Source organism: Agrobacterium sp. 33MFTa1.1 (assembly GCF_004328495.1).
Taxonomy (GTDB): Bacteria; Pseudomonadota; Alphaproteobacteria; order Rhizobiales; family Rhizobiaceae; genus Agrobacterium; species Agrobacterium pusense.
This window is the reverse complement of sequence record NZ_CP036359.1, coordinates 1,338,426-1,359,192: the sequence shown is the minus strand read 5'-3', so window position 1 is coordinate 1,359,192 and position 20,767 is coordinate 1,338,426. Positions and strand designations below refer to the sequence as shown.

Below are 20,767 nucleotides of genomic sequence, written 5' to 3'. Positions count from 1 at the left end.
CCACGACCGTAACCGCCAACGCCCGGGCACCAGAGAGGTTCCCGGTCAGCGTGCGGTTTCGGCAAAATCTCACGCCGCGACGCGCGAGCTTTCGTTGAAAAACAGGGCCTGGCTGATGAGCGCTTTCACCATGTCCGGGTTGAAGGGCTTCGTTACGAGGAATGTCGGCTCGGGCCGTTCACCCGTCAAAAGACGCTCCGGGAAAGCCGTGATGAAGATTACCGGAAGGGTGGTCATCTGAAGGATGTCCTTCATCGCATCGAGGCCGGAGCTGCCGTCGGCGAGCTGGATGTCGGCCAGGATCATCTTCGGCTGGGTACGATGGAAGAGATCGAGCGCTTCCGTGTGCGTGCGGGCGATGCCCGTCACACGATGGCCGAGATCGGTGACCATCTGTTCGATATCCATGGCGATCAGCGGTTCATCCTCGATGATCATGATATCGGTCGCCACCTGTCGGGCGATTTCAGACGCTGCCTCGTCGATGAGCTTACCAACCTGGTCTTCGGATACCCGCAGAACCTCAGCCGTCTCCGACGGCGAGAACTCCTCGACGGTTGTCAGGAGGAAAGCCTGGCGGGCAAGTGGCGGCACGGCGGATAAATTGGCGGAAGCGCGTTTTTCCCATCCAGACAGGTTTTCGTCGGCCTTAATATTGATCGTGACGGAACTAAAGATCGATACGAACAATTGATAGAGCGAAACACGATCGCTGCTTGTCTGCGGAAAGATGCTGATATCGGCGATCAGCGCTTCGAGTGTAGCCGCAACATAGGCATCGCCCGTTGATTGTGAGCCGCAAACGGCACGCGCGAACCTGCGCAGATATGGCAGGTGCGGTGCGATGCGTGTAGAAACTGACATGGAATTCTCCCCTTTCATGCGGTCTGCAACGCAAACCCAAGATAGCAACGTGCACATCGCAAAAAAAGTTCCGAACCACCGGAACTATTTTTTTCGCCGTGCATTCTTTGCCATGACAAAAAAGGAATACCGGACGTTATGAGCATATTTCAATCGGACCAAGATCAGCCGGATAATCCGGCCGCCCCCCAGGTCCCGCACTCAGGGCGGGCGGTGATTTCCCGTAAGCTCAGGGAGCTTTATGATGCCGTTCAGGACGAAGGCATCCCTGACAAATTCCTCGACCTTCTCGAAAAACTCGATGAAGCGGAAAGCAGAGCCAAAATCAAGGCTTTGGAGGAATGATGGCGAAAGAGCCGGAGCAGACAGAATACAACTTCAAGCGCGAGATGCTGGCAGCACTGCCCAACCTTCGCGCCTTCGCAATTTCGCTGATCCGTTCGAGGGACCGGGCCGACGACCTCGTGCAGGACACGATCATGAAGGCCTGGGCGAAACAGGACAGTTATCAACCCGGCACCAATATGCGCGCCTGGCTGGTAACGATCCTGCGCAACGAGTTTTACAGCCAGATCCGCAAATCCGGCCGCGAGGTGCAGGACACGGATGGTGTCTATACGTCCCGCATGTCGGTCCCGCCGGAACAGCATGGCTCGGTGGACCTTCAGGATTTCCGCGCAGCGCTCGCGAAATTGCCCGACGACCAGCGTGAAGCCATACTGCTGATCGGCGCTTCCGGCTTCGCCTATGAAGAGGCGGCGGAAATCTGCGGATGCCCTGTGGGCACGATCAAGAGCCGCGTCAGCCGTGCAAGGTTGCGCCTGCAGGAACTGCTCGGCATCGAGAATGAAAACGAGTTCGGTCCCGACGCGCAGATGACAGCCGTCACCGCCGCTGCAACGGCGCGCTGAGAGGACTGGACGCAGAAGGTAACGAACGGGCAGACGCGAGTCTGCCCGTTTTTTCGTCTTCTTTTTAGATGCCGGTTTCCTTGACGGACTGCATGACCACAAAGGTCGACGTGTTAGCGACAGACGGCAGGCTCGAGATTTTTTCGCCCAATACTCTTCTGTATTTGCGTATGTCGCTGGTGCGGACCTTCAGGAGATAATCGAAGGCGCCGGCGATCATGTGGCACTCTTCTACTTCTTTGATCTTGCGTACCGCAGTGTTGAACTCCTCCAGTGCCTTTTCCCGTGTATCGGACAGCTTGACCTCGGCAAAGGCGATATGGTCGACGCCGAGTTTCTGCGGGTTGAGCATGGCGCGGAAGCCGAGAATATAGCCCTCATCCACCAGTCGCTTCAGCCGCGTCTGGCAGGGTGTCTTGGAAAGACCTACCTTTTTCGACAGCTGCAGCACGGACATGCGCCCATCCTCGCTGAGCGCCTCGAGAATCTTGAGGTCGAAGTCATCCAAACCGTCTGCTTTCTGACTATTTGCCATTCATTTTCACGCCAAATTGGGACAATAAAAGTTCGTATTGCCTATTTTATGCTAAAAATAAGGCCATAGCAATTTTCGCGGCAATGATATTGTGAGCGTAAGGATGACGAGCGGCGGGCTGAGGACACACTGCCGCCGGCAGTCTGTCTTCAACAGCGTTTTCAGGATTTTCAGAATGGCCGATGGTGCAAGCAACGCCGGTGTAGTGACGAGTGGTATTTTCCAGAATTTTGCGCCGCCGGTGCGTGAGCAGACCCTGCTGCGCAAGGCGATCACTGCCGCCTATCGCCGTGCCGAAGAAGAATGCATGGCGCCGTTGATCGAGGCGGCGACGGTGACGGCAGAACAGGCGAAAGCCATTCGCGAGACCGCTCGCAAACTGATCGAAGCATTGCGCGCCAAGACCAAGGGCACCGGCGTCGAAGGGCTGGTCCAGGAATATTCGCTCTCCAGCCACGAGGGTGTTGCGTTGATGTGCCTCGCCGAGGCCCTGCTGCGCATCCCCGACACTGCCACCCGCGATGCGCTGATCCGCGACAAGATCGCTCGCGGCGACTGGAAATCTCATATTGGCGGCGGCCGCTCGCTCTTCGTCAATGCGGCCACCTGGGGTCTCGTCATCACCGGCAAGCTTACCTCGACGGTGAACGATAGCGGCCTCTCGGCGGCGCTGACCAAGTTGATCGCCCGGGCTGGCGAACCCGTCATCCGCCGCGGCGTCGATATGGCGATGCGCATGATGGGCGAGCAGTTCGTGACCGGCGAGACGATTGGAGAAGCGATCAAGCGTTCCAGGCCGCTGGAAGAACAGGGCTTTCAGTACTCCTACGACATGCTGGGCGAAGCCGCGACCACCGCAAAGGATGCGGAGCGTTATTACAAGGATTATGAAAACGCCATCCACGCCATCGGCAAGGCCTCTGCCGGGCGCGGTATCTATGGCGGTCCGGGCATTTCCATCAAGCTTTCAGCGCTGCACCCACGTTATGCGCGCGCGCAGGCCGAACGCGTCATGGCGGAGCTTCTGCCCCGCGTGAGATCACTGATGCTGCTTAGCAAAAAATACGATATCGGCCTGAATATCGACGCTGAAGAAGCGGACCGGCTGGAATTGTCGCTTGATCTTCTGGAAGAACTGGCGCTGGACAAGGACCTTGCCGGATGGAACGGCCTCGGTTTCGTGGTGCAGGCCTATGGCCGCCGCTGCCCGTTCGTTCTGGATTACATTATCGACCTTGCCCGCCGTTCGAACCGCCGCATCATGGTGCGTCTTGTCAAGGGCGCCTACTGGGACGCCGAAATCAAGCGCGCGCAGGTGGAGGGGCTGGAAGACTTCCCGGTCTTTACCCGCAAGGTGCACACCGATGTCTCCTACATTGCCTGCGCCCGCAAGCTGCTCGCCGCGCGCGATGTGATATTCCCGCAATTTGCGACCCATAATGCGCAGTCCATGGCGACGATCTATCATCTTGCCGGTCCAGACTTCAAACTTGGCGACTACGAGTTCCAGTGCCTGCATGGCATGGGCGAACCGCTTTACAGCGAGGTCGTCGGCAAGAGGAAGCTCGACCGGCCGTGCCGCTTCTACGCCCCGGTCGGCACCCATGAAACGTTGCTGGCCTACCTCGTCCGCCGCTTGCTGGAGAACGGTGCCAACTCCTCTTTCGTCAACCGCATTGCCGATCCCGCGGTGCCGGTGGATTCCCTGCTGGAAGACCCGGTCGCCATCGTCAAGGCCCATAACGTTCCCGGCGCACGTCACGACCGCATCGCCGCCCCTGCCGACCTGTTCGGGCCGCAACGTAAAAATTCCGCCGGCCTCGATCTCTCCAGCGAAACGACACTCGCTGCTCTCGACAGGGTCCTGAAGGCGGGGGCATCGGCCGAGTGGAAAGCGGCCGCGCCGCAAGCGGGCGGCGCAACGCGGCCGGTTCTCAACCCGGGCGACCACAATGATATCGTCGGATACGTCACCGAACCGACTGAAGCTGATGTGGAAGCGGCCATGCAGCGCGCGGCGTCCTCGAACTGGTCGTCCACCCCTGTGGAAGAGCGCGCCGCCTGCCTGGAGCGCGCCGCCGACGCCATGCAGGCCGAAATGCCCGATCTGCTCGGCCTTGTCATGCGCGAGGCGGGAAAATCCATGCCGAACGCCATTGCCGAGGTGCGCGAGGCCATCGACTTCCTACGTTATTACGCAGCGGAAGCGCGCAGGAATTTCACGGCCGGCGAAACGCCGCTCGGCCCGGTCGTCTGCATCAGCCCGTGGAACTTCCCGCTCGCCATCTTCATCGGTCAGGTGACGGCGGCGCTGGTTGCCGGCAATCCGGTTCTGGCAAAGCCCGCCGAAGAAACGCCGCTGATCGCGGCACAGGGCGTGCGCCTGTTGCATGAGGCCGGCGTTCCGCAGGATGCCGTGCAGCTTTTGCCGGGCGACGGCAAGACGGGTGCAGCACTCGTCGGCTCGCCGCTGACGGCAGGTGTCATGTTCACCGGCTCCACGGAAGTGGCGCGGCTCATTCAGGGGCAGCTTGCCGGCCGGGTTCTGGCGAATGGCCAGCCGGTACCGCTGATTGCCGAAACCGGCGGCCAGAACGCCATGATCGTCGATTCCTCGGCTCTTGCCGAACAGGTCGTCGCCGACGTCATTGCTTCCGCCTTCGACAGTGCCGGTCAGCGTTGCTCGGCGCTGCGCATTCTCTGCCTGCAGGAAGATGTTGCGGACCGCACACTGACCATGCTGAAAGGCGCGCTGCATGAGCTGCGCATCGGCCGCACCGATCGACTCTCGGTTGATGTCGGCCCGGTCATCACCGCCGAGGCCAAGGGAATCATCGAAAAACACATCGAGGACATGCGTTCGCTTGGTCACCGCATCGAGCAGATCACACTTGCGGGCGAAACCGGCAAGGGCACGTTCGTGCCGCCGACCATCATCGAGATGAAGTCCCTTGCGGATCTGAAACGCGAAGTTTTTGGTCCGGTGCTGCATGTCATCCGCTTCAAGCGCGACAATCTCGACCGGCTGATCGACGAGATCAACGCTACCGGCTATGGCCTGACCTTCGGCCTGCATACCCGCCTCGACGATACGATCCAGCACGTTCTGTCGCGCGTCGCGGCTGGCAATCTTTATGTGAACCGCAACATCATCGGCGCGGTGGTTGGCGTGCAGCCCTTCGGCGGGCGCGGCCTTTCCGGCACCGGTCCCAAGGCGGGCGGGCCGCTCTATCTCGGCCGCATGACGCAGACCGCCCCGAAGATCGACCGCATCGCCAGCCAGCAGGATCAGGCCGCCGTCGATCTCGCACGCTGGCTTGACGAAAACGGTGAGACGGTCGCAGCGGAAGCCGCAAGGCAGGCCGCGGCGCTTTCCGGCCTTGGCTTCGAGACAGAACTGGCAGGCCCTGTCGGTGAGAGAAATGTCTATGCGCTGCATCCGCGCGGAAAGGTTTTGCTGGTCCCGGCAACCGAACAGGGGCTTTACCGCCAGCTCGCGGCAGCGCTTGCGACTGGAAATGCGGTTGTCATTGACAACGCGTCGGGGCTTGAAAAGTCGATCTATGGCTTGCCGGCAACCGTCACCTCGCGCATCGTCTGGGCGGATGACTGGGCAAAGTCAGGCCCCTTTGCCGGTGCGCTGGTTGAAGGCGATGCGGAGCGTGTGGTTGAGATCAACAGGAAAATCTCGGCTCTTTCCGGTCCGCTGGTTCTCGTTCAGGCCGCTACCACGGAAGCGCTTTCCGGGGAAAGCCAGCCCTATACGCTGGACTGGCTGGTGGAAGAGGTCTCCGTCAGCGTCAACACCACCGCCGCTGGCGGCAATGCCAGCCTGATGAGCATTGGCTAAAACATGGGGCGGCAGGGGCTTGGCCCTGCCGCGACACCCATTATTACCCTGTAACCTCTCCCCGGCCGAAGAGCTGGTTCAGAACCTGCTCTTCCAGTCTCGCAAACTCCGCCGTGCCATGGCGGCGCGGACGTGGCAGCTTCACATCGAGGTCGAGTGCGATGCGGCCCTCATCGATGACGACAATGCGATCGGCGAGCGCCACAGCCTCGGAAACATCATGCGTGACGAGCACGGCGGTGAATTTCTGCTTGCGCCAGATGCGCTCCAGCAAAAGCTGCATTTCGATGCGGGTGAGCGCATCGAGGGCGCCGAGCGGCTCATCCAGCGCCAGGATCTGCGGATGGGCGACAAGCGCCCGCGCCAGCGCAACACGCTGCTTCTGGCCGCCGGAAAGCACATAGGGCCATTCCCCTGCCCGGTCTTTCAGTCCCACCTCTTCAAGAATGGCAAGCGCCTGTTCCTGCGCCGCCTCGCCCCTGGCGATGCCGGTCAATCCCACTGAAACGTTATTTGCGATACGCTCCCACGGCAGAAGACGCGGCTCCTGAAACATCATGCGGGTGCGGCTGGACGCATCCTTAGAGACGGTTCCGGTCGTCGGCGTGTCGAGGCCGGCCAGAATACGCAAAAGCGTACTCTTGCCACAGCCACTTTTGCCGATGATGGCCAGAAACTCGCCTTCCCGCACATCGAGATCGATGCCGCGCAGAACCGGCTTGTCGCCGAAGCTCTTCGTGACGTTGCGGAAGCTGAAGGCAACCTTGCTTTCAGCCGGTTTAGCACGAGATTCGGTTGTCGCCTGCGTTTCGGACGCAGTGGATGGCGTAGCGTCGGGGCGTCTCAGCGTCGTGACATTACCGGTCGACATGGGTTACCTCAGGCTTTCTTGAAGGCTGGATGCCATTGCAGGAAGATGCTTTCGAGGAAGCGGGCGAAACTGTCGGCGAGCTTGCCGAGAAGTGCATAGATGAGGATCGAAAGAACCACGACGTCGATCAGCAGGAACTCGCGTGCCTGCATGGCCATATAGCCAAGGCCGGAAGAGGAAGAGATGGTTTCCGCCACAATCAGCGTCAGCCACATAATGCCGAGCGCATAACGCAATCCGGTGAAAATGGCGGGCAGTGCACCGGGTAAAATGACCCGCCGGAACAGCGTGAAGGGCGACATGCCGTAGGTACGGCCCATTTCCACCAGTTGAGGATCGACGCCCTGGATGCCGAGCAGCGTGTTGATGTAGATCGGGAAAAACACGCCGAGCGCGACCAGAAAGAGCTTCGCTTCTTCATCGATGCCGAACCACAGGATGACGAGCGGAATGAGCGCCAGATGCGGAATGTTGCGGATCATCTGCAGCGTCGTATCGGTGAAACTGCGGGAGAACTTCGACAGACCGTTCGCCAGCCCGAAGATGAAGCCGATGGAGCCGCCGATGGCGAAACCGGCGAGTGCACGGGCGGAACTGACACCGATATTGGCGAGGAGTTCTCCCGAGAGCAGAAGCCGCCAGAAGGCTTCGGCGACTGCGGAGGGGGCGGGCAGCACATTGGCGGAAATCACCCCCGCGCGCGCCGCCACCTCCCATCCTGCAAGGATGAGTGCGGGAAGCAGCCAGCCGATGATGCCGCCGAACTCGATGCGCTTACTGCTGCTCACGGCATGTACCTCCGGCTCAGTTGGTGGCGCCCGACCAGACGGCATCCTTGATGCTGATCTGTTTCGGGATCAGGCCGAGACGATAAAAGCGATCCGCCGTTTCCTGCTGGCTGGCGATGATCTTGTCATCGATCTTGGTAATGCCGAATTCCGAACGGTTCGCGGCAAGCGTCTGTGCCTCCAGCGGCACGCCCGTCACCTCATGCAGCGCCGCAGCGACCTTGTCGCGATTGGCGGCGGACCATTTCGCAGCCTCACCGAGCGCATCGATCGTCGTGTTGATGGTGTCGCCATGCGATTTGGCGTAGTCGCGATTGGCGAGGAAATAGGTGCTGACAGCAAGCACATCGCTGGTGCGGGCCAGCGTCACCGGCTTGTATCGGGTTTCGGCAATCGCATAGAAAGGATCCCAGACGGCCCAGGCGTCGATCTTGTCGCTAGCGAAGGCTGCCGCGGCATCAGCAGGACTGAGATAGGTCACCTCGATATCGCTGAATTTCAGGCCATTCTTTTCCAGAGCCGCAACGAGCAGGTTATGTGCACTAGTGCCTTTGCCGACGCCAACCTTCTTGCCCTTCAGATCGGCAACCGACTTGATGCCGCTTTCGGGTTTGGTGAAGATCGCCTCGCCCTTACCGTTCGAGGGAAGCGCCGCCACATAAACGATGGCCGAACCCGCTGCCTGGCCGAAGATCGGCGGCGCATCACCCGTCCAGCCGACATTGATGGAGCCGACATTCAGGGCTTCCACCAGCGGCGGGCCTGCGGTGAATTCGACCCATGAAACCTTCACGCCCTTGGCTTCAAGCGCCTTTTCGATGACACCCTGCTGGCGGGCGATAACAGGCAGTCCGGTTTTCTGATAACCGATCTTCAACTCTTCCGCCGCCCCTGCCTGCAGCGGCAGGACGGAGAATGCGGCGACGGCAAAAAGGCTGGCGGAAAGCGCGCGTCGGGTGATGGCTGGCATTTCATCTCCTTATCACCAGCCCCTCTGGCCGGATCACGATATGGAGCAATGCTATGGTTTTCCATTAAAACGATAGAGAGACGATAATTCAATATCGGCAATGTTGCGGGAATAAAATTTCGCGCAACCACATGTTTTCCGCAAATCATCGCGGAGGCCCTTGTCAGACCCATCGAATAGAAATGCCGGCGCGGAGGAAGCCGCACCGGCATGACGGATCAATTTCTCTCTCGACAACGCGATCGAAAAGTCGATTACTCGATATCGAAGGAAACCCCCTGCGCCAGCGGTAGCGCCTTGGAGTAGTTGATCGTGTTGGTGGCGCGGCGCATATACGCCTTCCACGCATCCGAACCGGATTCACGGCCGCCGCCGGTTTCCTTCTCACCGCCGAAGGCACCGCCGATTTCCGCACCCGACGTGCCGATATTGACGTTGGCGATACCGCAATCGGAGCCTTCCGACGACAGGAAACGTTCCGATTCCTGTATGTCGCGGGTGAAAATGGACGACGAAAGACCGGCGGCAACGGCGTTGTGCGCTTCAATCGCCTGATCGAGATCGCTGTACTTCATGACGTAGAGGATCGGGGCGAAAGTCTCTTCCAGAACGGGGCCAACCTGCTTCGGCATTTCGACCAGCGCCGGTTTCACATAATAGGCATCTGCCGCACCCGTATCCACGCGCCCGCCCCCATTCACCACGCCGCCGGCCGCCTTGGCCGCTTCGAGCGCTTTCTGCATGGCCTCGAATGCCGCCTTGTCGACCAGCGGGCCTACGAGCGCGGAGGTTTCCAGCGGGTTGCCGACGGAGACGGAAGCATAGGCCTTTTTCAGGCGTGGCACGAGCTCGTCATAAACGCTGTCATGCACGAAAAGGCGGCGAAGGGTGGTGCAGCGCTGGCCGGCCGTGCCCATCGCACCGAAGGCGATGGCGCGCAATGCCATGTCGAGATCGGCAGAGGGGCAGACGATGCCTGCATTGTTGCCACCGAGTTCAAGAATGGCACGGGCGAAGCGTTTCGCCAGACGCGGCCCGACATCACGGCCCATGCGGGTGGAGCCGGTGGCCGAAACCAGCGGCACCTTGGGATTATCCACCAATGCCTCGCCGACCGCGCGGTCGCCGATCAGCAGTTGGGACAGACCTTCCGGCGCATCGCCGAAGCGGGCGGCAGCGCGTTCGAAAATGCCCTGCACGGCAAGCGCCGTCAACGGCGTCTTTTCGGACGGCTTCCAGACGACCGCGTTACCACAGACGAGGGCAAGTGCGGCATTCCACGACCAGACGGCGACGGGGAAGTTGAAGGCGGAGATGACGCCGACGACGCCGAGCGGATGCCAGGTTTCCATCATGCGGTGGCCGGGGCGTTCGGTGGCGATGGTGAGGCCATAAAGCTGGCGGGAAAGACCGACCGCGAAATCGCAGATATCGATCATTTCCTGCACTTCGCCCAGACCTTCTGACGGGATTTTGCCCGCTTCCAGCGATACGAGACGGCCGAGATCGGCCTTGAAAGCGCGTAGTTCTTCACCAAGAAGCCGGATCAGCTCACCACGGCGCGGCGCGGGAACATTACGCCATGTCTTGAAGGCAGCGTCCGCCCTGTCGATCACGGCCGCTACGCCCTCGACCGACACGGTCTTCAGACTTGCAATCCGCTCGCCTGTCACCGGGCTGAAAGAGGCCATGTCGCCGCCAGTGTAGAGATCGCGGGCAACGCCCATCCTGTCGAGCAGGGCGGCGGCTTCCTGTTTCACGTCGAGCTTCGTGGTTGCATCCATATCAATTGTCCTTCTGGCTGAGAGGGAGGAAAGGCCGCCTTGATACGGCGCTTTCAACTCCCGTCGCTCTTCTTTCCCCGGAATTCGTTTATGTTCTGGGAACTCGCTCCGTCGAACTCGGCAAAACCCCGTTCCATTCTTTCCCGTAATCATATATGGGCATTACGACCCTTTTCCAATGAGGAAAGCGGGTAAGTTGATGCGAGAATGGAATGGATCCGCGTAGAAGACTGGTCCCTGACATCGTCACCCTGCAGGCGTTCGAATGCGCCGCACGGCATGGCAATTTTACCCGCGCTGCCGAAGAACTCAACCTCACGCAGAGCGCTGTCAGCCGACAGATCGGCGAACTCGAAGCGCAGACGGGGATGCAGCTTTTCGAGCGTATCCGCAGACGGGTGGTCCTTTCAGAGGCGGGGCGCAAATTCCTGCCCGATGTGCGGCGCCTGTTGCAGCAATCCGAGCAGCTGATGGTGCGTGCGGTTTCGGCGGGAACATCACATGCATCGCTATCCGTCGCGACGCTGCCGACCTTCGGCAGCCGCTGGCTGATGCCGCGCCTGCACCGCTTCATCGACGCCAACCCGGATATGACAATCACAATCGGCTCGCGCTCCCATCCCTTCGATTTCGACGAGGAGGGCTTCGATCTGGCCATTCACTACGGCCAGCCGGTCTGGGCACATGGCACCTGCACATTCCTGTGCGATGAGGTGATCGTACCCGTCGCCAGCCCTGCCCTGCTGCGCCATGCGGCGGTGACGCGGCCTGAAGACCTGACGCGGCAGCCATTGCTGCACGTCACCACGCGCCCGAAACTGTGGACGGAGTGGCTGGAAATGAACGGGGTGATGGCCGAAAATGCCTATCAGGGCAGCCGTTTCGACCAGTTCTCCATGATCATCGAAGCCGCCGCGAGCGGTATCGGTTTCGCCCTTCTGCCGAAATATCTCATCGAGGCCGAACTTTCCTCCGGCCGCCTCGAAATCGTTTTCGATATGCCGTTGCAGACCGACAAGAGCTATTATGTCGCCCTGCCGGAAGGGCGGCAGGACAACGCGCTCGCCCGTGCCTTTCAGGCCTGGCTGCTGGATCAGGTCGGCAAGCCGTTATAGCTGTGCGCATTAGAGGCGATTGCGGAAAAACGGGTTCCAGCGCACCGTGCCGAGCCTGACCTTTTCGCGGATCATTGTCAGCAGCCCGGATGCGGCGATGACGGCGAGCCCGAGTACCGCAATGGCGTCAGGATATTCGTGGAAGAAGGCCATGCCCATCGCGACTGCCCAGAGGATTTGCGAATAATGCGAAGGGGCGATCTGGCTTGCCGGTGCAATGCGGGTTGCCACCAGAAGCGTGATCTGCCCCGTCGCCGTGCAAAGCCCGATAAAGGCAAAGGCCAGCAGCTGGTGCAGGTTGGGCATGACAAAATCGGGAATGGAGGCAATGCCGTTGAAGGTGAGGCCGTAGACCAGCAGCACACCCATGATCGAGGTGCGCTTTTCCTTGCCCGCAAGCGAGCGCAAAAGCACGATGGTCATGGCCGCCAGGAAGGCGACGCCGATTGCGGCGATATGCCCAAGTTCCAGCGTCTTGAAACCTGGCCGCACGACGAGGATAACGCCCACGATGCCCGCCAGAACCGCAGCCCAGCGCCATGGGCCGATATTCTCCTTCAGCACGACGGCGGAAAGGACGGTTACGAAGAGCGGTGACAGGAAGATCAGCGCATAGGCTTCCGCCAGCGGAATGGTGGTGAAGGCATAAATACCGAAAATACCCGCGAACAGGCCGGAAATGGCGCGACCGTGCACCGCGAACGGCCGGCTCATGCGCCAGAACTCACGCCACCTTTCCTCGCGCGGTTTGCTGAAGAAGATGAAGATGCCGGAGAACAGGATGCTGAAAAAGCCGATTTCGAAAACGCTGATCTGCGATCCAAGCGACTTGATGGTGGCATCGCCCATGGAAAAGGTCGCGTAGGCGAACAGACCGAGCAGAAAACCCTTTTGCATTTAAACGTCCCCGAAAATCGACCGCAACGCAAAGCTTCTCCCAGCCGCGTGGAACGCGGCCTGGACGCCCCCACTCCGGGGGACAGACAGTCTGGCAGATTTTGATCCTCTCCCTATGGCTAGACCCGGCTACCTATGAGTGCAAGCCGGAAAAATCGTAAAATGGTCCGATTGAACGCGACCAGTGCAAATGGCTGCAAGGTGCGGCAAATTTGTCCCGTCACCGCCATCACATCCCCGTCATGGAAAGACGTTAGCCGGTGTTGATCGCGGCGCTTGGCGACGGGCATGAAGGCGGCTAAATATTATCCTGCGATTTTCACCCGATGATTTCCCCGGCTGATATTGCTGCGTTACCATGGCCTCGCTAACCGAAAGGAAAAAGAATGCGGATTGTGATGATCGGTTCGGGTTATGTCGGCCTTGTGTCCGGCGCGTGTTTTGCAGATTTCGGCCATGACGTGGTTTGCGTCGACAAGATGCCGGAAAAGATCGAAGCCTTGAAAAATGGCCATATCCCGATCTTCGAGCCGGGTCTGGAGACCATCGTCGCCAACAATGCCAAAGCCGGGCGGTTGAGCTTCACCACCGATCTCTCCGCCGCCGTTGCCAAGGCCGACGTGGTCTTCATCGCGGTCGGCACGCCTTCACGGCGCGGGGACGGCCATGCCGATCTCGGTTATGTCTATGCGGCGGCAAAGGAAATTGCCCATGCGCTGGATGGTTTTACCGTAATCGTCACCAAATCCACCGTTCCCGTCGGCACCGGCGACGAAGTGGAACGAATTATCCATGAGGAAAACCCCTCGGCCGATTTCGCCGTGGTTTCCAACCCGGAATTTCTGCGCGAAGGTGCGGCGATAGAGGATTTCAAGCGGCCGGACCGTATCGTCGTCGGCCTTTCGGATGAACGTGCCCGGCCGGTCATGACCGAGGTTTACCGCCCGCTCTATCTCAACCAGTCGCCGCTGCTCTTCACCACCAGACGCGCTTCCGAACTCATCAAATACGCCGCCAACGCCTTTCTGGCGATGAAGATCACCTTCATCAACGAAATGGCCGATCTGTGCGAAAAGGTTGGCGCCAATGTGCAGGATGTCTCGCGCGGTATTGGCCTCGATGGCCGAATCGGCCCGAAATTCCTGCATGCCGGCCCCGGTTATGGCGGCTCCTGTTTTCCGAAGGATACGCTGGCGCTCGCCAAGACCGCGCAGGACTATGATGCGCCGGTGCGGCTGATCGAAACCACCATCGCCATCAACGACAACCGCAAGCGCGCCATGGGCCGCAAGGTCATCAACGCGGTGGGCGGCGACGTGCGCGGCAAGAAGATCGCCGTGCTAGGCCTCACCTTCAAGCCGAATACCGACGACATGCGCGACAGCCCGGCGATCGCCATCATCCAGACCCTGCAGGACGGGGGCGCGAAGGTGGTGGGTTACGACCCGGAAGGCATGGCGAATGCCCGCCATCTGATCGAGGACATCGATTACGCAACCGGGCCTTATGAGGCTGCGGAAGGCGCTGACGCGGTGGTCATCGTGACGGAGTGGAACCAGTTCCGCGCCCTCGACCTGCCGCGCCTCAAGGCGATCATGAAAAGCCCGGTGCTGGTGGATTTACGCAATATTTACCGCACCGACGAAGTCGCCGCCCATGGCTTCATCTATGCCGCCGTCGGTCGCCCGCAGGAAGGCGGGTCGGATAACGACGCTTGAAAGCGCCGCCATCGCAGTTTCATCAAAAGGTTTTCTGCGTTTCGGTTTAACCGCAGACGCACCAATGGATTCGGGAAATCATCATGCGTTATCTGGTCACCGGCACAGCAGGCTTTATCGGCTTTTACGTCGCCAAGCGTCTGCTCGATGCTGGTCATTTCGTCACCGGCTTCGACGGCATGACGAAATATTACGATGTCAGCCTCAAGGAAAAGCGTCACGCCATTCTTTCCCGCTCCAACGGCTTCCGGGCGGAGATCGGCATGCTCGAGGATACGGATGCGCTGAAGCGCGCGGCCGACGCCGCCGAGCCTGAAATCATCATTCATCTCGCCGCCCAGGCGGGTGTGCGTTACAGCCTTGAAAATCCCCGCGCCTATGTCGATTCCAATCTCATTGGCTCGTTTAACATGCTGGAGCTTGCCAGAAGCCTTGATGTCAAGCACCTGATGCTGGCATCGACCTCCTCCATCTACGGCGCCAATGAGAAAATCCCGTTTGCGGAAAGCGACAAGGCCGATGAGCCGATGACGCTTTACGCCGCCACCAAGAAGTCGATGGAACTGATGGCGCACAGTTATGCCCATCTGCACAAGCTGCCCACCACCGCCTTTCGTTTCTTTACGGTCTACGGTCCTTGGGGGCGGCCGGACATGGCACCGATCAAATTCGTCGACGCCATCTCGAACGGCCGCCCGATCGAAATCTACGGTCAAGGCAAAATGAGCCGCGACTTCACCTATATCGACGACCTGGTGGAGGGCATCGTCCGACTGAGCGCGGTCATCCCTTCCGAGGAAAACCGCGTTACACAGGAAGGCGTCACCGACACGCTCTCCCACCATGCACCATTCCGCGTGGTCAATATTGGCGGCGGCCAGCCGGTGGAATTGATGCATTTCGTCGAGACGGTCGAAAAAGCGGTTGGGAAACCGGCGGTCCGCAACATGCTGCCGATGCAGCAGGGTGACGTTCCCCGCACTTTCGCCTCGCCCGATCTTTTGAGAGCCCTTACCGGCTACGTGCCGCAGACGTCGGTCGAAGAGGGCATCAAAGCCCTCGTCGCCTGGTATCGGCAGATGCAATCCTCCTCGCTGCAGGAATAACTACAGCGTTGCCAGCAGGCGATTGGAGATGGTGCCGCCGGACGCGCTCTGCATGGCGATCTTGGTTTCCACTGCCTCTATGATCGTGTCGCTGAAATCCATATCCGTGAGGTCGCGGATATTGGAAAGCCCGCCCGGTGAAAACACGTTCACCTCCAGTATCTTGTCACCGACGATATCAAGTCCGACAAGGAACATGCCGTCCTCCACCAGCTTCGGCCGCACCATTTCGGCAAGCGCCACGATGTCGTCTGTCACCTTCACGGCCTCCGCCGTACCGCGGGCGTGGATGTTGGAACGCAGATCGCCTTTTGCAGGCACACGGCGAAGGGCGGCATATTTGCCGTCGCGCATCAACGGCCGGCCATTCATCATGAAGAAGCGGATATCGCCGTCCTTAGCAGCCGGCAGATAGGCCTGCGCGATCAGATAACCCTCGAGGCTGACGGCTTCGAAAATCTGGTTGAGATTGGTTTCCTTGCTGGAGCCGATCTTGAAGACGTTCTTGCCGCCGGAGCCCTGCAGCGGCTTGACGATGACGCCTTTTGGATGGGCATCGGCGAAGGCTCGGATTTCATCCACATTGCGCGAAATAATCGTGGTCGGCCGGACGATTTCGGGAAAGCTCTGGAAATAGAGCTTGTTCTGCGCCAGCGCCAGACCTTCGGGATCGTTCAGTACGACGACACCGCGCTGTTCGGCGAGCCGACCGAACAGGATGCCGGCATGGACCGCCCAGGGCCGTGTGGTCTGGTCGAGCGAGGGATCGTTGCGCAGCATCAAAGCATCGACCTCCTCGACATCCATGGTCCGCCGTTCCAGCGTCTTGTCCTGAAGAGCAGCATGAAACGCTTCGGATTTCTTGTATTTCGCCTTCGGCAGCACCGTGGCATGGATCGTCAGGCTGTCATCCGAACGCAGGGTAAAGTCACCCGGCGTCAGATAGATAACCTCATGGCCGCGATTAAGCGCCGCCATGGCCAGCAGGCCGGTTGCAAAATTCGGCCCCTCGGTTTCAATCGAATTGACGAAAAATGCGATACGCATGAAGCCCCTCCTATAATGTCGCGAGTTCGGCAATGGATATTCCCGCCCGGATTTTTTCCAGACGCTCGTTGGCCCTGGCCGGCAGCAGGAATGCGGGCCTGACGCCTGGCGGGCGCAAAAGGCCGCGCAGGGCAAGCTCCTGCATGACCGGGAAATGCTGGGCGGCGATCTTGCCCATCCAGAACGGATCGAGCGCACCGCCCTTGCGCAGATGGTCCAGCACCTCCGCCAGCCCGCGCAAATAGATCGCGTCCTTCGAGAGGCCGCCGCCGCGATAGATGCGCAACGTCATGTTGAAGGCGCCAGCCTCATCAAAACCATGGTCGCGGGTCATGAGCCGGAACGTCTCCACAAAGCTGGCGCCATCCAGCATGGCGGCACAGCCGACGACGCGGGCCGCAATCAGCCGCAGGCGCTCGCGCGTCATTCCGCCAGCCAGATGCTCCGCGAGCACCGCCAGCCCTTCCTGCACGCCCTCATAGCCGGAGAGGCCGGTGCGAAAGAGCCTGAGCCCCTGAAACGACCCATTGAAATAGGTGAGGAGATGCACGCCGATCTCATGCGACAGGAGCGCTTCGACACGGCGCTGTTCCATAACCGTGTGCCGGGAAATCAGAAGTTTCTCGCCCGTCACCATCAGACCCGGCGGCAGGTCGTCGCGGATTTCTACCCGTGCCTTGAAGCCCGCCTCCTCGGCCAAGTAGGACTCGACCATCTCGCGCGACTTCCGTGCGACGGCGTAACAATCTACCATCGCGATTTCGCCGCCCTCCTCCCGGCGAGGACAATCCTCCAGCACCCGCAGCGCCAGCGTCAGCAGCGCAGGTTCGACGGCGCCATAGAGGGCGCGGGAAAAATCCGTGAAAGTGCGCCGGTGCAGATTGGCCAGCATCGTCAGTTGCAGATCGATCTCCTGCTGTTTCTCCCGATAGAGATGGTAAAGCACCGGATCTTCCAGATGATCGAAAACCACCGAATAGAGCTTTCGCTTCTGCTCCTCGACATCGACGCCTAACGGCCGGTAGAGAAGACGCGGCGCGAACTGGAAGCTGCCGTCCCGAAATTCCTCGAAGGCCCGGCGGGCATTGATTGGCGTGACGGAGAGAAGGAAATCGAAGGACGATACGATATCGTCGATGGACCTGTCTGCGCGCCTGACCGCATCGACGAAGGCCTTGCGGCCGAGCGCCCTGTGGCTGGTCACCTTGAGCGCGTCCATCCCTGCAGAGAATGACGAGAAGGCTTGCAGGCCCGCGTCGAAAAGATCGGCGATCATCGTCTCGCGCAGGCCCGGATAATCGGCACCGGATTCCGGCTGTCTATAGATCGGCGCGAAACGGACACTGATACAGGGAAAGTCCAGTCCTGCATTCTGAAACCGGAGGATCGGGTCGCCTTCCGGCTCGGGCCGGGTGATGCGCGGTGTACGAAACCGGACCTCGGCGTCACACACAGCCTTGATGAATACCCGACGGGCCTTTTGTGTTTCCGGTTCGGCTGTTGCCGAGACGGAGACCTCATAATGCGGTAAGAAGGGTGAATCGTCGGCAAGCAGGATGTCGTGCTCCAACTCACCGATATCGAGCACGATGAAGGCGCCGAAACGCTCCCGCATGGCCGTACCCACGGCCTCGATCAACGGCGCGGCCTCCTGAACGGTCGAAGCAATGAGATAGGAAGCGTGAGCGGCGGCAATGTCGCGCGCGGCAAGATCTTTCGTGCCGCCGGTCAGATGCAGGCACAGGAAAGGTAGTGGCCGGTCGATATGAAGCCGGCCGTCTTTGCCGATATCGCGACGTATTGCCTTGCCTGCCTGGAGGCAAGATGTCACGTCATCCACCAGCTCGGCAGTGGGAGAAGGGACATCACGGGCGGCAGAAACATTCATCGCCGCGACCTCAGACATTCCTCGACAACGGGCTGAAGTGCCGTGATCATGTCCCGTATTTCCGACACTACGCGCCTGTCCGGCTTTCCTGTCCATTCGTCCATAAAGAATTTCTTGAACTCGATGGCGATGGCACAGCCGTTTTCCGCGAAACGCTCGTGAATGAAACGGGTCTGTTCCCCCTTGCCCTGAAACGCCACGTTCTCGCGGACATCAAGACGGCGTCCGGCAATGGTCGCTGACGCGAAATGATGACCGACGGCGCTGACGATATCGTTCCAGCGGCTGCGGTCCATGGAAAAGGTGCCGATATTGATATCGGGTGCTTCCGCAGGCGTGGTCGGCGGCGCAGCCGGACCCTGCCGGCGATGGTTGTATGTGTGCACGTCTAGCACGACAAAAGCGCCGTGCCGCCGTTCGAGCGCGGCCAGCGTATTTTCCAGCATCGCGTAATAATCCGCGTGGAAATCCAGAGATTGCCGGACCGCTGCCGGCGCGGGCTCCTGCTTCCATACCTCAAGCCCCCAGGATTGTTCCGGCTTCAGATAGATGGCCTGATCGGCGGCGCGGTTGAGGTCGATTTCGAAACGTGAGTGGTGCACAATGACGCGGTTGGTCAATCCCGCAATCATGTCGCCGGTGAACGGATCTTCCTCTCTCAGGCGTTGTTCGCCCGAAAGCGCCATCAGCCCGGCTATATCGGGCCGTATGCGGTGGCCGTCATGGATGGCCGTGCCGATAACCGGCGAATTGCCAAACCCGATCGTCCAGAAGCCCGTATTTTCATCCTTGCCGTCGCTGTGTCTGGCTACCATGCTGCCTCCCCTGCATCAGGGGTAGAACAGCACAAGCGGCCCGTTTGTTCCGGCAAAAATTGCGCGCGATTTATTGGGCCGCAGCACGCATGCGCCGTTAAAAAAGTGCGGAACCATACCGGAAAGCTCACGTTGTTCTGGCAGGAGGGCCGCCGTGTCAAACGGACATGATGGCGCTGAAGAACATCGGGGTTTTTCCGTTTTCTCCCGGTGGCCAACGAAACGGCAGTCGAGCTTCTTACCCATCCGGCGTCCCTCCGTTCCCGATTCCACACACAAGGAGCCGCGACATGGAAAAAACCGAAACGCGCAAACTTGCGGAAGAATATCTGCGGCTCGGCGGCACGCGTCAGGTGATGATCGACGACAACAAGACATTTGTGCGCCAATGGGAGCACGAACCAGCTGCAGCCGAGACATTCTGGCAGACGCACATCGAACCGCTCGACGCGGAACGCCGCAAAGACGTGGAATTTTTCCTCCCCTCCGTGAATTCGGACAAGGAAGATTGAACCCAAAGGAGACAGATATGACTGCTATTAACGCCGCAAAAATTCTTATCCTGGCAACCGACGGCTATGAACGCTCGGAGCTCAGGGTGCCCTACGATCAGCTCAAGGCCAAAGGCGCGGATGTAAAGATCGCCTCTATCAAGGAAGGAGAAATCAAAAGCTGGGATGAAAAGGACTGGGGCGACAGTATTGCCGTCGATCTCCTCGCGAAAAGCGTTCGCCCGGATGATTTCGATGCGCTGGTGCTTCCCGGCGGCCAGATCAATCCGGACGTGCTGCGCCATGACGAAGACGCCATGCGGGTGGTCCGCGATTTTCTGAAATCCGGCAAGGTGGTAGCGGCCATCTGCCACGCGCCCTGGCTTCTGGTCGAAGCCGACGCCCTTCGTGGCCGTGACGCCACATCCTATTGGTCGATCAAGACCGACCTGAAAAACGCCGGCGCCAACTGGAAGGATGAAAAGGTGGTCACCGACAAGGGTATCATCACCTCCCGCAGCCCCGATGATCTTGACGCTTTTGTGGCCAAGATCGTCGAAGAGGTGGAGGAAGGTCGCCACGAGCGCCGTGCCGCCTGATAAGCTCCGCAATTCCTTTGTGCCGCCGGCTTCCGGCGGCACTTTTTTGGGAGGAAGTCATGAAAAGCAGATTGCTGGCGAGCGCCGCCGAACGTACCTTCATTCTCGTGATCGAGCCGGATGAAGAGGCATTCGACGCGATCCGCCGCTTTGCACGGACCGAAAACATCAACGCGGCCTCGGTGACGGCGATCGGTGCCTTCTCCACCGCGACGCTTGCGTTTTTCGACCTTTCATCGCGAGAATACAAAGAAATACCCGTGACGGAACAGAGCGAGGTCCTGAGCCTGCTCGGCGATATTACCCTTGACGAAAAAGATACGCCGAACCCGCACCTGCATGTCGTTCTGGGCTTTGCCGATGGCTCGACCAAGGGCGGGCATTTTCTGAAAGGCGTGGTACGACCGACACTGGAGGTGGTTATCCGCGAAACACCCGCAGAACTGCGACGCAGCTATATCAGTGACTTCGGCATAGCCCTCATCGAGCCCGCGAAATAATCCCGCGGAACCGGAAAA

At 59.9% G+C, this 20,767-nt stretch carries 20 protein-coding genes; 9 read left to right on the top strand and 11 right to left on the bottom strand.

Translation table 11 applies throughout. The annotated features are described in order from the left end of the window. Positions 1 to 69: 69 nt before the first annotated feature. A complete protein-coding gene (locus EYD00_RS20090) occupies positions 70 to 864 on the bottom strand; it encodes a response regulator (RefSeq protein WP_004437964.1) in 795 nt (264 codons plus the stop codon). A gap of 138 nt (positions 865 to 1,002) precedes the next feature. Between EYD00_RS20090 and EYD00_RS20085 the strand changes: the two genes are divergently transcribed. Beyond that, positions 1,003 to 1,209 (top strand): NepR family anti-sigma factor, encoded by a 207-nt coding sequence (locus tag EYD00_RS20085; RefSeq protein WP_004437962.1) that lies wholly within the window; start codon positions 1,003 to 1,005, stop codon positions 1,207 to 1,209. Then, the gene (locus EYD00_RS20080) at positions 1,209 to 1,775 is read left to right on the top strand and encodes a sigma-70 family RNA polymerase sigma factor (RefSeq protein WP_004437960.1); all 567 of its coding nucleotides are present in this window, start codon (positions 1,209 to 1,211) and stop codon (positions 1,773 to 1,775) included. The genes EYD00_RS20085 and EYD00_RS20080 overlap by 1 nt, the downstream gene beginning before the upstream one ends. 64 nt (positions 1,776 to 1,839) lie before the next feature. Here the strand turns inward: EYD00_RS20080 and EYD00_RS20075 are convergent, their stop codons facing one another. Beyond that, positions 1,840 to 2,310, bottom strand: a complete 471-nt coding sequence (locus tag EYD00_RS20075) for an Lrp/AsnC family transcriptional regulator (protein ID WP_022563492.1) — start codon at positions 2,308 to 2,310, stop codon at positions 1,840 to 1,842. Positions 2,311 to 2,485: 175 nt separating this feature from the next. Here EYD00_RS20075 and putA point away from each other — a divergent pair, with 175 nt between their 5' ends. Beyond that, positions 2,486 to 6,160 (top strand): trifunctional transcriptional regulator/proline dehydrogenase/L-glutamate gamma-semialdehyde dehydrogenase, encoded by a 3,675-nt coding sequence (putA, locus tag EYD00_RS20070; protein WP_022563491.1) that lies wholly within the window; start codon positions 2,486 to 2,488, stop codon positions 6,158 to 6,160. 43 nt (positions 6,161 to 6,203) lie between these two features. Here putA and EYD00_RS20065 read toward each other — a convergent pair whose 3' ends face one another. From EYD00_RS20065 to amaB, 4 genes are all read right to left on the bottom strand, one after another. Further along, positions 6,204 to 7,031: an ABC transporter ATP-binding protein gene (locus EYD00_RS20065; RefSeq protein WP_022563490.1), complete on the bottom strand. Its 828-nt coding sequence runs from the start codon at positions 7,029 to 7,031 to the stop codon at positions 6,204 to 6,206. Positions 7,032 to 7,039: 8 nt separating this feature from the next. Continuing rightward, positions 7,040 to 7,819, bottom strand: coding sequence for an ABC transporter permease subunit (locus EYD00_RS20060; RefSeq protein ID WP_022563489.1), 780 nt, complete (start codon positions 7,817 to 7,819; stop codon positions 7,040 to 7,042). Between the two features lie 16 nt (positions 7,820 to 7,835). Next, positions 7,836 to 8,789, bottom strand: coding sequence for an aliphatic sulfonate ABC transporter substrate-binding protein (locus EYD00_RS20055; RefSeq protein WP_022563488.1), 954 nt, complete (start codon positions 8,787 to 8,789; stop codon positions 7,836 to 7,838). 254 nt (positions 8,790 to 9,043) lie between these two features. Then, positions 9,044 to 10,573, bottom strand: coding sequence for an L-piperidine-6-carboxylate dehydrogenase (gene amaB / locus EYD00_RS20050; protein WP_034500234.1), 1,530 nt, complete (start codon positions 10,571 to 10,573; stop codon positions 9,044 to 9,046). 212 nt (positions 10,574 to 10,785) lie between these two features. Here amaB and EYD00_RS20045 point away from each other — a divergent pair, with 212 nt between their 5' ends. After that, positions 10,786 to 11,688: a LysR family transcriptional regulator gene (locus EYD00_RS20045; RefSeq protein ID WP_006698048.1), complete on the top strand. Its 903-nt coding sequence runs from the start codon at positions 10,786 to 10,788 to the stop codon at positions 11,686 to 11,688. Between the two features lie 9 nt (positions 11,689 to 11,697). On the opposite strand, the gene EYD00_RS20040 is transcribed toward EYD00_RS20045, so the two are convergent. After that, the gene (locus EYD00_RS20040) at positions 11,698 to 12,585 is read right to left on the bottom strand and encodes a DMT family transporter (RefSeq protein WP_004437937.1); all 888 of its coding nucleotides are present in this window, start codon (positions 12,583 to 12,585) and stop codon (positions 11,698 to 11,700) included. A 386-nt stretch (positions 12,586 to 12,971) separates the two neighbouring features. Between EYD00_RS20040 and EYD00_RS20035 the strand changes: the two genes are divergently transcribed. Both EYD00_RS20035 and EYD00_RS20030 read left to right on the top strand, forming a co-directional pair. Then, positions 12,972 to 14,303, top strand: a complete 1,332-nt coding sequence (locus EYD00_RS20035; RefSeq protein WP_004437935.1) for a UDP-glucose dehydrogenase family protein — start codon at positions 12,972 to 12,974, stop codon at positions 14,301 to 14,303. A gap of 83 nt (positions 14,304 to 14,386) precedes the next feature. Beyond that, positions 14,387 to 15,409 carry an NAD-dependent epimerase gene (locus EYD00_RS20030; protein WP_022563485.1) on the top strand — a complete coding sequence of 341 codons (1,023 nt, stop codon included), beginning with the start codon at positions 14,387 to 14,389 and terminating at the stop codon, positions 15,407 to 15,409. Here EYD00_RS20030 and EYD00_RS20025 read toward each other — a convergent pair whose 3' ends face one another. From EYD00_RS20025 to EYD00_RS20010, 4 genes are read right to left on the bottom strand one after another with little or no spacing between them, the layout of a single operon-like run. Further along, positions 15,410 to 16,456 (bottom strand): glutathione synthase, encoded by a 1,047-nt coding sequence (locus EYD00_RS20025; RefSeq protein ID WP_004437928.1) that lies wholly within the window; start codon positions 16,454 to 16,456, stop codon positions 15,410 to 15,412. It lies immediately after the preceding gene. Between the two features lie 10 nt (positions 16,457 to 16,466). Beyond that, entirely contained in the window at positions 16,467 to 18,344 is a 1,878-nt protein-coding gene (locus tag EYD00_RS20020) for a flavohemoglobin expression-modulating QEGLA motif protein (protein ID WP_022563484.1), read from the bottom strand. After that, entirely contained in the window at positions 18,341 to 19,159 is an 819-nt protein-coding gene (locus EYD00_RS20015) for an N-formylglutamate amidohydrolase (protein WP_022563483.1), read from the bottom strand. The genes EYD00_RS20020 and EYD00_RS20015 overlap by 4 nt, the downstream gene beginning before the upstream one ends. A 15-nt stretch (positions 19,160 to 19,174) precedes the next feature. Beyond that, positions 19,175 to 19,405, bottom strand: a complete 231-nt coding sequence (locus EYD00_RS20010) for a hypothetical protein (RefSeq protein WP_077987880.1) — start codon at positions 19,403 to 19,405, stop codon at positions 19,175 to 19,177. A gap of 44 nt (positions 19,406 to 19,449) precedes the next feature. Here EYD00_RS20010 and EYD00_RS20005 point away from each other — a divergent pair, with 44 nt between their 5' ends. From EYD00_RS20005 to EYD00_RS19995, 3 genes are read left to right on the top strand one after another with little or no spacing between them, the layout of a single operon-like run. Then, entirely contained in the window at positions 19,450 to 19,671 is a 222-nt protein-coding gene (locus EYD00_RS20005; RefSeq protein WP_004437916.1) for a hypothetical protein, read from the top strand. Between the two features lie 17 nt (positions 19,672 to 19,688). Continuing rightward, positions 19,689 to 20,249, top strand: coding sequence for a DJ-1/PfpI/YhbO family deglycase/protease (locus tag EYD00_RS20000; protein WP_004437914.1), 561 nt, complete (start codon positions 19,689 to 19,691; stop codon positions 20,247 to 20,249). Between the two features lie 59 nt (positions 20,250 to 20,308). Beyond that, positions 20,309 to 20,749 carry a PPC domain-containing DNA-binding protein gene (locus tag EYD00_RS19995; protein ID WP_022563482.1) on the top strand — a complete coding sequence of 147 codons (441 nt, stop codon included), beginning with the start codon at positions 20,309 to 20,311 and terminating at the stop codon, positions 20,747 to 20,749. Positions 20,750 to 20,767: the final 18 nt, after the last annotated feature.

Bases quoted from the DNA above. Each gene is read 5' to 3' on its own strand.
- EYD00_RS20090 (WP_004437964.1), bottom strand. From the start codon at position 864: ATGTCAGTTTCTACACGCATCGCACCGCACCTGCCATATCTGCGCAGG.
- EYD00_RS20085 (WP_004437962.1), top strand. From the start codon at position 1,003: ATGAGCATATTTCAATCGGACCAAGATCAGCCGGATAATCCGGCCGCC.
- EYD00_RS20080 (WP_004437960.1), top strand. From the start codon at position 1,209: ATGGCGAAAGAGCCGGAGCAGACAGAATACAACTTCAAGCGCGAGATG.
- EYD00_RS20075 (WP_022563492.1), bottom strand. From the start codon at position 2,310: ATGGCAAATAGTCAGAAAGCAGACGGTTTGGATGACTTCGACCTCAAG.
- putA (WP_022563491.1), top strand. From the start codon at position 2,486: ATGGCCGATGGTGCAAGCAACGCCGGTGTAGTGACGAGTGGTATTTTC.
- EYD00_RS20065 (WP_022563490.1), bottom strand. From the start codon at position 7,031: ATGTCGACCGGTAATGTCACGACGCTGAGACGCCCCGACGCTACGCCA.
- EYD00_RS20055 (WP_022563488.1), bottom strand. From the start codon at position 8,789: ATGCCAGCCATCACCCGACGCGCGCTTTCCGCCAGCCTTTTTGCCGTC.
- amaB (WP_034500234.1), bottom strand. From the start codon at position 10,573: ATGGATGCAACCACGAAGCTCGACGTGAAACAGGAAGCCGCCGCCCTG.
- EYD00_RS20045 (WP_006698048.1), top strand. From the start codon at position 10,786: ATGGATCCGCGTAGAAGACTGGTCCCTGACATCGTCACCCTGCAGGCG.
- EYD00_RS20040 (WP_004437937.1), bottom strand. From the start codon at position 12,585: ATGCAAAAGGGTTTTCTGCTCGGTCTGTTCGCCTACGCGACCTTTTCC.
- EYD00_RS20035 (WP_004437935.1), top strand. From the start codon at position 12,972: ATGCGGATTGTGATGATCGGTTCGGGTTATGTCGGCCTTGTGTCCGGC.
- EYD00_RS20030 (WP_022563485.1), top strand. From the start codon at position 14,387: ATGCGTTATCTGGTCACCGGCACAGCAGGCTTTATCGGCTTTTACGTC.
- EYD00_RS20025 (WP_004437928.1), bottom strand. From the start codon at position 16,456: ATGCGTATCGCATTTTTCGTCAATTCGATTGAAACCGAGGGGCCGAAT.
- EYD00_RS20020 (WP_022563484.1), bottom strand. From the start codon at position 18,344: ATGAATGTTTCTGCCGCCCGTGATGTCCCTTCTCCCACTGCCGAGCTG.
- EYD00_RS20015 (WP_022563483.1), bottom strand. From the start codon at position 19,159: ATGGTAGCCAGACACAGCGACGGCAAGGATGAAAATACGGGCTTCTGG.
- EYD00_RS20010 (WP_077987880.1), bottom strand. From the start codon at position 19,405: ATGGGTAAGAAGCTCGACTGCCGTTTCGTTGGCCACCGGGAGAAAACG.
- EYD00_RS20005 (WP_004437916.1), top strand. From the start codon at position 19,450: ATGGAAAAAACCGAAACGCGCAAACTTGCGGAAGAATATCTGCGGCTC.
- EYD00_RS20000 (WP_004437914.1), top strand. From the start codon at position 19,689: ATGACTGCTATTAACGCCGCAAAAATTCTTATCCTGGCAACCGACGGC.
- EYD00_RS19995 (WP_022563482.1), top strand. From the start codon at position 20,309: ATGAAAAGCAGATTGCTGGCGAGCGCCGCCGAACGTACCTTCATTCTC.